Below are 13,156 nucleotides of genomic sequence, written 5' to 3' on the forward strand. Positions count from 1 at the left end.
GCAGGCACCGCCCGGCGCCCTCCCCGAGGAACTCCGTCATGTCCGTGACCTCCCCTGCCCGTTCCCGTGCGCCCGGCTATGCCGCGTTGCTGCGCACCCCGCACGCCTCCCGAGCCTTCGGAGCCGCCCTCGTGGGCCGGCTCTCCAACGGCATCGCCCCGCTGTCCCTGGTCCTCTCGGTCAAGGGCGGCACCGGCTCGTACGCCGCGGCCGGCACGGTCATGGCCGTGTTCGGGCTGACCGGTGTGCTGCTGTCGCCCGCGCGCGCCGGCCTCGTCGACCGGTTCGGACCCCTCCGGGCCCTGCCGCCGCTGGCCGCCGCGCACGCCCTGCTGCTCACCGCGCTGGCGGTCGCGACGGCCGGGCGCGTGACCTCGACCGTGGGGCTCACGGCCCTGGCCGCCGCCGCGGGCGCGGTGGTCCCGCCGCTCGGACCGGTGACACGGGCGCTGTGGAGCGCGATGCTGCCCGACCGGGAGCTGCTGCGGCGCGCGTACAGCCTGGACACGGTGGCGGAGGAACTCCTCTTCGTCACGGGCCCGTTGCTGGTGGGGCTGCTCCTGCGGTTCGCGGCGGCGCCGGCCGGGCTCGTGGTGAGCGCCGCGCTGGTCCTGACGGGCACGCTCGCGCTGGTCACCTCGCCGGTCGTGCGGGGCGCGCCGAAGGAGCGGGAGCGCGAGGCTCCGGATGCGGGGACCGGCTCGGTGGGTGCGCCCGGCGGCGGACCGGCCCGGGCGGCGGCCGTCGCCGCGGCGATGGGCATGTGCCTGGGCGCCCTGGACCTGCTCGTGATCGCGTTCGCGGACGCGCACGGGCTTCCGGGGGCGGTGCCCTGGGCGCTGGCGGCGCTGTCCGCGGGCAGCGCGGTGGGCGGCCTGGTCCACGGCGCCGTGTCCTGGCGGCTGCCCACCGCCGTGCGACTCTCCCTGCTCACGCTCGGTCTCGGCGGGGTGCTGGCGGTGGCGGGGCTCTCCCCGCATCCGTACGCGCTGGTCGGCTGGGTGGCGCTCGGTGGTCTGTTCCTGGCTCCGGCGCTCACGAGCGCGTACCTGCTGGCGGACGAGTCCGCCGGTCCCGGTCGGCGCACCCGGGCCGGCGCCTGGGTCAACACCGCGTTCAACGCGGGCAGTACGGCGGCGACGGCGGGTGCGGGCCTCCTGGTGGGACGGCTGCCGCTGGCCCTGTGCTTCGCGCTGGCCGCGTTCCCCGCGGTCCTCGCGTCGGCCGGGACCCTGGCGCCGGCGCTCCTGCGTCCGGGCCGCCGGTCAGTCGGCGGGGCCGAGCAGGTGCAGTGACCGTTCGGCGGCGGCGCCGAGTCGGGGGTGCGGGAGGGCCGCCTCCAGGGCGGGGCGGGCCGCGGGGTCGCCGAGGGCGCCGAGGCCCTCGACGCAGGCGAGTCCGACCCGCCAGTGGGGGTCGTCGGCGGGAAGTCGCCGTTCGAGGACGGTGATCAGGGCCGGTACGGACTCGGGGGCGCGGAGCGCGGCGAGGAGTCGGACCGGCAGGAGGGCGTAGGCGGCCCGGAGTTCGTTGGTGGCGAGGGCGGCGGCGGCGCGGGCGGTGCGGGGGTCGCCGAGCCGGGTCAGGGCGTGGGCGGCGGTGACGCAGCGCTCGGGGTCGCGGTGGTTGAGGAGGAGGACGAGGGCCTCGAAGGCGCGGGGGTCGCCGGCGACGCCGAGCGCGTAGGCGGCGATCTCGCGGGCCCAGAGCGGTTGTCCGGGTGCCGTGAGGACGTGGTGCAGTTCCTCGGGGTCGCCGGCCTCGGCGAGGTGACGGAATGTCTCGGGGACCTCTCCGGTGTCATTCTCGATCTCGTCACGCAATCGATCGATCATCGAGCAGAATTCCGGATCCTCGGCGTATTCCATGAATCCGAGCCTATCCGCGATCCAGATCACATTTTCCTCAACTTCCCGGGACTGGCGCGCTCGTTACCAGCCGGTTAGTCTCAGGTGAGCGGGCCACCACCCGCACTTCCCACGACGGCCTGGTGACGCAGCCGTTGTGTCGTACGTCGGTTCGGCAGTTTCGATGTGACTCCGGGACAGAGTCCGTCGGCCCCTTTTCCGAGGGCATCGCCCTCATTTCCCGGCACCGCCCTCTTTCCGTGGCGCCGCCTTCTCTGTTCTCCCGCGCCCTTTCGCGCACTCACTGCCCTCAGTCGTCACTCTTCCTCCCTGGAGTCCCCTGATGGACACCCCTCTCTCCACCATCGCCGTCGTCGGTCTCGGCACCATGGGCGCGGGTATCGCAGACGTCCTCGCCCGGGCCGGTCGCGAGGTCATCGGCATCGACATCAGCGACACCGCCGCCGCCCGGGCCGTCGCCGCCCTGGAGGCCTCCACCGCCCGCGCGGTCTCCCGCGAGCGGATCACCGAGGAGGAGCGGCAGGACGTCCTGGCCCGCTTCCGCACCTTCTCCGACCTCCAGGCGGCCGCCGAGGCCGACCTCGTGATCGAGGTCGTGCCCGAGTCGTACGAGGCGAAGCAGGAGGTCTTCCGGGCCCTGGACGCGATCGTCCGCCCGGACGCCATCCTGGCCACCGGCACCAACGCGCTCTCCGTCACCCGGCTCGCCGCCGACTCCGCCCACCCCGAGCGGGTCCTCGGCCTGCACTTCTTCGCGCCGGTCCAGGCCATGAAGCTGGTCGAGGTGGTCTCCTCCGTCCTGACCGACCCGCGGGCCGTCGACGCCGTCACCCGGCTCGCCCAGGACCTCGGCAAGGAGCCCGTCGCGGTCGGCGACCGGGCCGGCTTCATCGCGGACGGCCTGCTCTTCGGCTACCTGAACCAGGCCGCCGCCATGTACGAGGCGAAGTACGCCTCCCGCGAGGACATCGACGCGGCGATGAAGCTGGGCTGCGGCCTGCCGATGGGCCCGCTGGCGCTGCTCGACCTGATCGGCGTCGACACGGCCCGGACGGTCCTGGAGGCCATGTACGCCTCCTCGCACGACCGCCTGCACGCCCCCGCCCCGATCCTCAAGCAGCTCAGCGAGGCCGGTCTGACCGGCCGCAAGGCGGGCCGCGGCTTCTACACGTACGAGGCGCCGGGCTCCGCCGAGGTGGTGGCCGACGCGCTGACCCCGTCGGCCTCCGCCGAGGCCGGCGCGGGCCGCGAGGTCCGCTCGGTCGGCGTCGCCGGCTCGGGCACCATGGCGTCCGGCATCGCCGAGGTCTTCGCCAAGGCCGGGTACCAGGTCGTCCTGGCCGCCCGCTCCCAGGAGAAGGCGGACACCGCCAAGGCCCGGATCGCCAAGTCGCTGGCGCGCTCCGTCGACAAGGGCCGGATGACGGGCGAGGCCCGTGACACCACGCTGGGCCTGATCACCGCGGCGGGCACGCTCGACGCCTTCGCCGAGGTCGACCTGGCCGTCGAGGCGGTCGCCGAGGACCTGGAGATCAAGCAGGAGCTGTTCGCGCGGCTCGACAAGATCTGCAAGCCGGGCGCGGTGCTCGCCACCACGACGTCCTCGCTGCCGGTCGTGGCCTGCGCCCGCGCCACCACGCGCCCGCAGGACGTCATCGGGATGCACTTCTTCAACCCGGCGCCGGCGATGAAGCTGGTCGAGATCGTCCGTACGGTCCTGACCGCGGACGACGTCCACGCCACCGTGCGCGAGGTCACGGCGAAGATCCGCAAGCACCCGGTGGACTGCGGCGACCGGGCCGGCTTCATCGTGAACGCGCTGCTCTTCCCGTACCTGAACAACGCGATCAAGATGGTCCAGGAGCACTACGCGACCCTGGACGACATCGACGCGGCGATGAAGCTGGGCGGCGGCTACCCGATGGGCCCGTTCGAGCTGCTCGACGTGGTCGGCCTCGACGTCTCGCTGGCGATCGAGCAGGTGCTGCACCGCGAGTTCCGCGACCCGGGCCTGGCCCCCGCCCCGCTCCTTGAGCACCTCGTGGCAGCCGGCTGCCTCGGCCGCAAGACGGGTCGCGGCTTCCGCGAATATGCCCGACGCTGAGCCCCGCACGGCCGGCTGGGGCGGTCTGCTGAGCTCCCCGGGCACCGTCGGTGTCCCGGGGGGCTCCCCGCCCCCACCTGGGCACACTCCCGCTCCGATGCAGTACGTTCGGACCATGCCCAAGGCCGCGAAGACACCCCGTGCCACGTCCACGTCCGACGCTCCCGAGAGCGCGGCGGGCACTCGTGCCGCCGCCCAGCGGCTCAAGATGCGCCGGGAGCTCGCCGCGGCGGCGATGGAGCTCTTCGCCACCAAGGGGTACGAGGCCACCACGGTCGACGAGATCGCGGCCACGGCCGGGGTCGCGCGGCGGACCTTCTTCCGCCACTTCCGCTCCAAGGAAGAGGCGATCTTCCCTGATCACGACGACACGCTGGTGCGGGCCGAGGCGGTGCTGAACGCCGCCCCGCCGCACGAGCACCCGCTCGACACGGTGTGCCGGGGCATCAAGGAAGTCATGAAGATGTACGCGGGGTCGCCCGGGGTCTCGGTGGAGCGCTACCGGCTCACTCGTGAGGTGCCGACGCTGCGGGAGCGCGAGATCGCCTCGGTGGCCCGCTACGAGCGGCTGTTCACCCGCTATCTGCTCGGGCACTTCGACGAGCGCGACCACCACGACGGCAACGACGACCCGCTGCTCGCCGAGGTCGCCGCGTCGGCGGTCGTCACGGCCCACAACCACGTGCTGCGCCGCTGGCTGCGGGCGGGCGGCCAGGGCGACGTGGAGGCGCAGCTGGACCACGCCTTCGCCATCGTCCGGGAGACCTTCGGCTCGGGCATAGGCGCGGGCCGTCCGGCCCCTTCCCCCCAGGCCGAGCCGGCGACCGCCGCCCGGGCTTCCACCACCGCCGCCCGGGTCTCCACCACCGGCGACGTGGTCGTCGCCGTGGCCCGCACCGACGCACCGCTCGACGAGGTCATGCGCACCATCCAGCAGGCGCTCAAGCAAGCCTGAGCACCGTTCCACGACGAGGGCCGCCCCCGGTTTCCGGGGGCGGCCCTCGTGCGTTCGCCCAGCTCAAGGGCCGTTTCGATCGATCATCGCTCATCCGTGACGGGCTTATTGCATCTGAGTGAAATTGTTGGCACGCAGTGCCTTGCCAGGTGACACGGCGTGCCATACGTTGATGTTGTCCGGGCGGCCGGCGCGCAGAGATCACACCTCGTGCGCCGGCTGTCCCCACCAGCCGACGGCTCGTGCGCCCGGACGCCTGCGTCACAGGCACCCCGCGCTCCACCACACAGCGCAGCCATCGCACCACCCAGCCGAACCGACGGCACACCTCCACAGCAGCAGCACTTCCCGCCGTAACCCCCCAGGCGTCCCTCCCTCAGGACGCTCACCGCCGGAGGCAACCCGTGAAGGAAATCCTGGCCGCGATCCAGTCGCAGGACGCCACGTCCGCCGACTTCGCGAACATCCCGCTCCCCGAGTCGTACCGGGCCGTGACCGTCCACAAGGACGAGGCGGAGATGTTCGCCGGCGTCGCCAGCCGTGACAAGGACCCGCGCAAGTCGCTCCACCTCGACGACGTCGCGCTCCCGGAGCTCGGCCCGGGCGAAGCGCTCGTGGCCGTCATGGCGAGCTCCGTCAACTACAACTCGGTCTGGACCTCGATCTTCGAGCCGGTGTCGACCTTCGGCTTCCTGGAGCGCTACGGCCGCCTCTCCGAGCTCACCAAGCGCCACGACCTGCCCTACCACGTCATCGGCTCCGACCTCGCGGGCGTCGTGCTGCGCACCGGCCCGGGCGTCAACGCCTGGAACCCGGGCGACGAGGTCGTCGCGCACTGCCTCTCGGTCGAGCTGGAGTCCTCCGACGGCCACAACGACACGATGCTCGACCCCGAGCAGCGCATCTGGGGCTTCGAGACCAACTTCGGCGGCCTGGCGGAGATCGCCCTCGTCAAGTCGAACCAGCTGATGCCGAAGCCCGGCCACCTGAGCTGGGAGGAGGCGGCGGCCCCCGGCCTCGTCAACTCCACCGCCTACCGCCAGCTGGTCTCCCGCAACGGCGCCGGCATGAAGCAGGGCGACAACGTCCTCATCTGGGGCGCGAGCGGCGGCCTCGGCTCGTACGCCACGCAGTTCGCCCTCGCCGGCGGCGCCAACCCGATCTGCGTCGTCTCCTCCCCCGAGAAGGCCGACATCTGCCGGTCCATGGGCGCCGAGGCGGTCATCGACCGCAACGCCGAGGGCTACAAGTTCTGGAAGGACGAGAACACCCAGGACCCGCGGGAGTGGAAGCGCTTCGGCTCCAAGATCCGCGAGCTCACCGGCGGCGAGGACATCGACATCGTCTTCGAGCACCCGGGCCGCGAGACCTTCGGCGCCTCGGTGTACGTCACCCGCAAGGGCGGCACCATCACCACCTGCGCCTCGACCTCGGGCTACATGCACCAGTACGACAACCGCTACCTGTGGATGTCCCTGAAGAAGATCGTCGGCTCGCACTTCGCCAACTACCGCGAGGCGTGGGAGGCCAACCGCCTGATCGCGAAGGGCAAGATCCACCCGACGCTCTCCAAGGTCTACTCCCTGGAGGACACCGGCCAGGCCGCCTACGACGTCCACCGCAACCTCCACCAGGGCAAGGTCGGCGTCCTCGCCCTCGCCCCGCAGGAGGGCCTGGGCGTGCGCGACCCCGAGATGCGCGCCCAGCACATCGACGCCATCAACCGTTTCCGCAACATCTGAGCCCGGGACCATAGATGACTGAGCGCCAGAAGGACCGGCCGTGGCTCATGCGGACCTACGCCGGTCACTCCACCGCCGAGGCGTCCAACGAGCTGTACCGGCGCAACCTCGCGAAGGGTCAGACCGGCCTCTCGGTCGCCTTCGACCTGCCGACGCAGACCGGATACGACCCCGACCACATCCTCGCCCGCGGCGAGGTCGGCCGGGTCGGGGTCCCCGTCTCGCACCTCGGTGACATGCGCAGGCTGTTCCAGGACATCCCCCTGGAGCAGATGAACACCTCGATGACCATCAACGCCACGGCGATGTGGCTGCTGGCGCTCTACCAGGTGGCCGCCGAGGAGCAGGGTGCGGACATCACCAAGCTCCAGGGCACCACTCAGAACGACATCGTCAAGGAGTACCTGTCGCGCGGGACGCACGTCTTCCCGCCCGGCCCGTCCCTCCGCCTGACGACGGACATGATCTGCTACACGGTCAACAACATCCCCAAGTGGAACCCGATCAACATCTGCAGCTACCACCTGCAGGAGGCCGGGGCCACGCCGGTCCAGGAGATCGCGTACGCGATGTCGACCGCCATCGCGGTGCTCGACTCCGTGCGCGACTCCGGACAGATCCCCCAGGACCGGTTCGGCGACGTCGTCGCCCGCATCTCCTTCTTCGTGAACGCGGGCGTCCGCTTCATCGAGGAGATGTGCAAGATGCGCGCCTTCGGCCGCATCTGGGACAAGATCACCCGCGAGCGGTACGGCATCGAGGACGCGAAGCAGCGCCGGTTCCGCTACGGGGTCCAGGTCAACTCGCTCGGCCTGACCGAGGCCCAGCCGGAGAACAACGTCCAGCGGATCGTCCTGGAGATGCTGGCCGTCACCCTCTCCAAGGACGCCCGCGCCCGCGCCGTCCAGCTCCCCGCCTGGAACGAGGCCCTCGGCCTCCCCCGGCCCTGGGACCAGCAGTGGTCGCTCCGCATCCAGCAGGTCCTCGCCCACGAGTCCGACCTGCTGGAGTACGAGGACATCTTCGCCGGCTCCCACGTCATCGAGGCCAAGGTCGACTCGCTCGTCGAGGAGTGCCTGGCCGAGATCGAGCGGATCCAGGAGATGGGCGGCGCGATGGCGGCCGTCGAGTCCGGTTACCTCAAGTCGCAGCTGGTCTCCTCGCACGCCGAGCGGCGCGCCCGGATCGAGGCCGGCGACGAGAAGATCGTCGGCGTCAACATCTTCCAGTCGACGGAGGAGAACCCCCTCACCGCCGACCTGGACACCGCGATCATGACGGTCGACCCGGCCGTCGAGGCCCGGGTGGTCGGCTCGCTGAAGTCGTGGCGGGACAACCGCTACCAGCCGCCGTTCAACCACCCGCGCCCCTGCAAGGCCCTCGAACGCCTCAAGGAGGCCGCCAAGGGCACCGGCAACCTCATGGAGGCCACCCTGGAGTGCGCCCGCGCCGGCGTCACCACCGGCGAGTGGACCGGGGCCCTGCGCGAGGTGTTCGGCGAGTTCCGGGCGCCCACCGGCGTCTCCTCCGCCCCGGTCGCCGTGACGGCCGAGGCCGGCACGCCGCTGGCGGTCGTACGGGAGAAGGTGGCGCGGACCGCCGAGGAGCTGAACTCCGGGCGGCTGCGGCTGCTCGTCGGGAAGCCCGGCCTCGACGGGCACTCCAACGGCGCCGAGCAGATCGCCGTACGCGCGCGTGACGCCGGTTTCGAGGTGGTCTACCAGGGCATCCGGCTGACCCCCGAGCAGATCGTCGACGCGGCGCTCGCCGAGGACGTGCACTGCGTGGGCCTGTCGATCCTCTCCGGCTCGCACTCCGAGCTCGTGCCCGACGTCCTCGACCGCCTCCGCGAGGCCGGAGCGACCGACATTCCGGTCATCGTCGGCGGGATCATCCCGAACGCCGACGCCGCAGAACTGAAGCGTGCGGGTGTCGCCGCCGTCTTCACACCGAAGGACTTCGGTATCACGGAGATCATCGGCCGTATCGTCGACGAGATCCGCACAGCTCACAAGCTCAGCCCCCTCGAAAGTTCGGAGGTCCTCGCATGACCAGCCCCGTGAACCGGCTCCGCCCCCGTCGCTCCTGCCTGGCGGTCCCCGGCTCCAACCCGCGCTTCCTGGAGAAGGCCCAGGGCCTCGCGGCCGACCAGGTCTTCCTCGACCTGGAGGACGCGTGCGCCCCGCTGGCCAAGCCCGAGGCCCGGCACACCATCGTGAAGTTCCTCAACGAGGGCGACTGGACCGGCAAGACCCGCGTGGTCCGCGTCAACGACTGGACGACCCACTGGACGTACCGTGACGTCGTCACCGTCGTCGAGGGCGCCGGCCAGAACCTCGACTGCATCATGCTGCCGAAGGTCCAGGACGCCCAGCAGATCGTGGCGCTCGACCTCCTGCTGACCCAGATCGAGAAGACGATGGGCTTCGAGGTCGGCAAGATCGGCATCGAGGCGCAGATCGAGAACGCCCAGGGCCTCACCAACGTCAACGCGATCGCGCAGGCCTCCCAGCGCGTCGAGACGATCATCTTCGGCCCGGCCGACTTCATGGCCTCCATCAACATGAAGTCGCTGGTCGTGGGCGAGCAGCCGCCCGGCTACCCGGCGGACGCGTACCACCACATCCTGATGAGCATCCTGATGGCGGCCCGCGCCAACAACCTCCAGGCGATCGACGGCCCCTACCTGCAGATCCGCAACCAGGAGGGCTACAAGGCCGTGGCGCAGCGCGCCGCCGCCCTGGGCTTCGACGGCAAGTGGGTGCTGCACCCGGACCAGGTCGCCGCCGCGAACGAGATCTTCTCGCCCTCGCAGGAGGACTACGACCACGCCGAGCTGATCCTCGACGCGTACGACTACTACACGTCCGAGGCCGGCGGCAAGAAGGGCTCCGCGATGCTCGGCGACGAGATGATCGACGAGGCCTCCCGCAAGATGGCCCTGGTCATCTCCGGCAAGGGCCGCGCCGCCGGCATGCAGCGCACCAGCAAGTTCGAGATCCCGGAGGCCTGAGTCCGATGCAGTTCGGTCGTACCTACGAAGAGTTCGAAGTCGGTGCCGTCTACAAGCACTGGCCCGGAAAGACGGTCACCGAGTACGACGACCACCTCTTCTGCCTGCTCACCATGAACCACCATCCGCTGCACATGGATGTGAATTACGCCGAGAACACGACCGACTTCAAGCAGAACGTCGTCGTCGGCAACTACATCTACTCGCTGCTGCTCGGCATGTCCGTGCCGGACGTCTCCGGCAAGGCCATCGCCAACCTGGAGATCGAGTCGCTGCGGCACGTGGCGCCGACCTTCCACGGCGACACGATCTACGGCGAGACCACGGTCCTCGACAAGACCCCGTCGAAGTCGAAGACCGACCGCGGCATCGTCTACGTCGAGACCAAGGGCTACAAGCAGGACGGCACCCTCGTGTGCGTCTTCCGCCGCAAGGTGATGGTCCCGACCGCCGAGTACATCGACGCACGCGGCGGCGAGCAGCCCGGCCGCCCGGAACTCAAGCAGCAGGAGAAGTAGTCATGGCGCGACTCGCCCAGACCCACGGTCTGACCGATGTCCAGCAGGAGATCCTCGCCACGGTGCGGGACTTCGTCGACAAGGAGATCATCCCGGTCGCGACGGAGCTGGAGCACCGCGACGAGTATCCCCAGCAGATCGTCGACGGGCTCAAGGAGCTCGGCGTCTTCGGCCTGATGATCCCCGAGGAGTACGGGGGCCTGGGCGAGTCGCTGCTCACCTACGCGCTGTGCGTGGAGGAGATCGCCCGCGGCTGGATGTCGGTCTCCGGCATCATCAACACCCACTTCATCGTGGCGTACATGCTGAAGCAGCACGGCACCCAGGAGCAGAAGGACTACTTCCTTCCGCGGATGGCGGCCGGCGAGACGCGCGGCGCGTTCTCGATGTCGGAGCCGGGCCTCGGCTCGGACGTGTCGGCCATCACGTCCAAGGCGGTCAAGGACGGCGACGAGTACGTCCTCAACGGCCAGAAGATGTGGCTGACCAACGGCGGCACGTCGACGCTGGTGGCCGTTCTCGTCCGAAGTGACGAAGGACACCCCGAGGGCACGGCCCCCCACAAGTCGATGACGACCTTCCTCGTCGAGAAGGAGCCCGGCTTCGGAGAGGTCCGTCCGGGCCTCACCATCCCCGGGAAGATCGACAAGATGGGTTACAAGGGCGTCGACACGACCGAACTCATCATGGACGGACTGCGCATTCCGGCCAATCGGGTCCTCGGCGGGGTCACCGGCCGAGGGTTTTACCAAATGATGGACGGCGTGGAGGTCGGCCGCGTCAACGTGGCGGCCCGTGGCTGCGGCGTCGCTCAGCGTGCTTTCGAACTCGGTGTCTCGTATGCCCAGCAACGTCACACTTTCGGCAAGGCGATCGCCCAGCACCAGGCGATTCAGTTCAAGCTGGCCGAGATGGCTACCAAGGTCGAGGCCGCTCATGCCATGATGGTGAATGCAGCACGCAAAAAGGACTCCGGGGAACGAAACGACCTGGAAGCAGGGATGGCGAAGTACCTCGCCTCCGAATACTGCAAGGAGGTCGTCGAGGATGCCTTCCGCATTCACGGTGGCTACGGGTTCTCGAAGGAGTACGAGATCGAGCGTCTCTACCGGGAGGCGCCGATGCTGCTCATCGGTGAAGGTACCGCCGAGATCCAGAAAATGATCATTGGTCGTCGGCTGCTCGAGGAGTACCGATTCCAGGGTTGATTGTCGCTTTTGAGTCGGTTCGGCCGCGAAGAAGATCACACCCTGTGTTCGTCTTCCGGCCGTCGACTCGGTTCCTGGCTTGCCCAGTTGCGCCCCGCAACCGATAGCATCGCCGGAAAGCCGCCGTCCCCCCGTTGCCAGCGCGGCATCATCCGCTACGAAGGTCATCCATGCCCCACAGCCAAACCTCTGCACACCGCGACAGCCTTGCCGGCGTACGCCTCGCGCGCGGAGCATCGCCGTGGCTCCTCCCGACCGTCGCCACCGCGGCGCTCAGCCTCGTGCGCGCGCGCAAGTCGAAGCGTGCCGCGGCCATCGCCGTGCCGACCACCGCACTCGCGGCCGGCATGCTGTGGTTCTTCCGCGACCCCGAGCGCGAGATCGCTCAGGGCCGGGTCATCTCCCCCGCCGACGGTGTGGTGCAGAGCATCATGCCGTGGAAGGACGGACGCACCCGGGTCGCCATCTTCATGAGCCCGCTGAACGTGCACGTCAACCGCGCACCGCTGGCCGGCACGGTCACGTCCGTGGAGCACGTCCCCGGCGGGTTCGTCCCGGCGTTCAACAAGGAGAGCGAGAACAACGAGCGCGTTGTCTGGCACTTCGACACCGAACTCGGCGACATCGAGATGGTGCAGATCGCGGGCGCCGTCGCACGGCGCATCGTGCCGTACATCCCGCAGGGGACGAAGGTCGAGCAGGGTGACCGGATCGGTCTGATCCGCTTCGGCTCGCGGGTCGACATCTACCTCCCGGAGGGTGTCGAGGTCGCCGTCGAGGTCGGGCAGGCCACGACCGCGGGGGTGACTCGCATTGACCGTGATTGATCCCGACACACGGGCCTCCGAATGGGTCGCCGACGCCGAGGCGGAGGCGGCCGAAGAGGCCGAGGAGATGCCGCTGTCGCTGAGGCTGTCCATAGCGGACGCCCTCACGCTCGGTAACGCCACGTGTGGCTTCATGGCGGTCTACTTCACGACGACCGGCATCCTGATCCCGCACCTCACCGGTAGCTCCGAGACGGGAATGGCCCGCAACAGCGCCGCCACCGCGGTGATACTGATGCTGTGCGCGGCGATCTTCGACCTCTTCGACGGCATCGTGGCGCGCAAGCTCCGCAGCTCGCCGATGGGTGCCGAGCTCGACAACCTGTCGGACCTGATCAGCTTCGGTCTCGCCCCGGCCTACTTCGTACTCGTGTACGGCATGGTCGCGGACGACGCGCAGCAGAAGGTCTCGGCCGTGGCCGCGATCGTGGTGCTGCTCGCGGTGGTGCTGCGGCTGGCGAGATTCTCGTGCGTGACGATGAAGGACGGCATGTTCCAGGGCATGCCGAGCCCCTTCGGCGCGCTGACGGTCGTCTCGATCGTGCTCCTCGAGCTGCCGTTCATCCCGACGCTCCTCGCGATCATCGGGGTGGCCTGGCTGATGGTGAGCCGGGTCGAGTACCCGAAGCCGCGGGGCATCCTCGCGGTGGCGATGCTCAGCTGGATCGTCGGTGCGATGGCCATGCTGGCGGCCTGGGCGTTCGACGCACCGGGCGGGGCGTTCCTGCTCCAGACCGGCTGCGCCCTCCAGGTCGTGCTGGGCGCCGTGATCCCCCTCTTCGCGACGGCCCGCCGGGTGAACACCTTCCGCGACAACCGGCGCGAGAGCCGGGAGGCACGGGCGGCGCAGCTGCCCTAGCGGACGAAGCGGTACGAGAAGGGCCCCGGGAGGCATCAGCCTCCCGGGGCCCTTTCGCGTGC

Annotated in this window: 11 protein-coding genes; 10 read left to right on the top strand and 1 reads right to left on the bottom strand. The window is 70.0% G+C overall.

Translation table 11 applies throughout. From position 1 onward, the window contains the following. Positions 1-38 precede the first annotated feature (38 nt). Positions 39-1,295, top strand: coding sequence for an MFS transporter (locus ACFCY7_RS01125; protein ID WP_376480341.1), 1,257 nt, complete (start codon positions 39-41; stop codon positions 1,293-1,295). Here the strand turns inward: ACFCY7_RS01125 and ACFCY7_RS01130 are convergent. After that, the gene (locus ACFCY7_RS01130; RefSeq protein ID WP_376480342.1) at positions 1,266-1,868 is read right to left on the bottom strand and encodes a HEAT repeat domain-containing protein; all 603 of its coding nucleotides are present in this window, start codon (positions 1,866-1,868) and stop codon (positions 1,266-1,268) included. The two genes, ACFCY7_RS01125 and ACFCY7_RS01130, sit on opposite strands and share 30 nt — an antisense overlap. Before the next feature lie 322 nt (positions 1,869-2,190). Between ACFCY7_RS01130 and ACFCY7_RS01135 the strand changes: the two genes are divergently transcribed. The 9 genes from ACFCY7_RS01135 (at position 2,191) to pssA (ending at position 13,094) form a co-directional block, all read left to right on the top strand. Beyond that, the gene (locus tag ACFCY7_RS01135) at positions 2,191-3,972 is read left to right on the top strand and encodes a 3-hydroxyacyl-CoA dehydrogenase family protein (RefSeq protein ID WP_376480343.1); all 1,782 of its coding nucleotides are present in this window, start codon (positions 2,191-2,193) and stop codon (positions 3,970-3,972) included. A 115-nt stretch (positions 3,973-4,087) separates the two neighbouring features. Beyond that, a complete protein-coding gene (locus ACFCY7_RS01140; protein ID WP_376480344.1) occupies positions 4,088-4,927 on the top strand; it encodes a TetR family transcriptional regulator in 840 nt (279 codons plus the stop codon). Between the two features lie 404 nt (positions 4,928-5,331). Further along, complete coding sequence (gene ccrA / locus ACFCY7_RS01145; protein WP_367819662.1) at positions 5,332-6,669, top strand: crotonyl-CoA carboxylase/reductase; 1,338 nt, start codon at positions 5,332-5,334, stop codon at positions 6,667-6,669. A gap of 14 nt (positions 6,670-6,683) precedes the next feature. Then, positions 6,684-8,720 carry a protein meaA gene (locus tag ACFCY7_RS01150; protein ID WP_376480345.1) on the top strand — a complete coding sequence of 679 codons (2,037 nt, stop codon included), beginning with the start codon at positions 6,684-6,686 and terminating at the stop codon, positions 8,718-8,720. Continuing rightward, complete coding sequence (locus ACFCY7_RS01155) at positions 8,717-9,682, top strand: CoA ester lyase (RefSeq protein ID WP_015037486.1); 966 nt, start codon at positions 8,717-8,719, stop codon at positions 9,680-9,682. The genes ACFCY7_RS01150 and ACFCY7_RS01155 overlap by 4 nt, the downstream gene beginning before the upstream one ends. A 5-nt stretch (positions 9,683-9,687) precedes the next feature. Beyond that, positions 9,688-10,200: a MaoC family dehydratase gene (locus ACFCY7_RS01160; protein WP_017236793.1), complete on the top strand. Its 513-nt coding sequence runs from the start codon at positions 9,688-9,690 to the stop codon at positions 10,198-10,200. A 2-nt stretch (positions 10,201-10,202) separates the two neighbouring features. Next, on the top strand, positions 10,203-11,408 hold the full coding sequence (locus ACFCY7_RS01165) for an acyl-CoA dehydrogenase family protein (RefSeq protein ID WP_376480346.1): 1,206 nt from the start codon (positions 10,203-10,205) through the stop codon (positions 11,406-11,408). Positions 11,409-11,578: 170 nt separating this feature from the next. Then, positions 11,579-12,235 carry a phosphatidylserine decarboxylase gene (locus tag ACFCY7_RS01170; RefSeq protein WP_033202964.1) on the top strand — a complete coding sequence of 219 codons (657 nt, stop codon included), beginning with the start codon at positions 11,579-11,581 and terminating at the stop codon, positions 12,233-12,235. Beyond that, positions 12,228-13,094: a CDP-diacylglycerol--serine O-phosphatidyltransferase gene (gene pssA / locus ACFCY7_RS01175; protein WP_376480405.1), complete on the top strand. Its 867-nt coding sequence runs from the start codon at positions 12,228-12,230 to the stop codon at positions 13,092-13,094. The genes ACFCY7_RS01170 and pssA overlap by 8 nt, the downstream gene beginning before the upstream one ends. The last annotated feature ends 62 nt before the right edge of the window (positions 13,095-13,156 follow it).

This window comes from Streptomyces sp. NPDC056361, assembly GCF_042262805.1.
GTDB lineage: Bacteria > Actinomycetota > Actinomycetes > Streptomycetales > Streptomycetaceae > Streptomyces.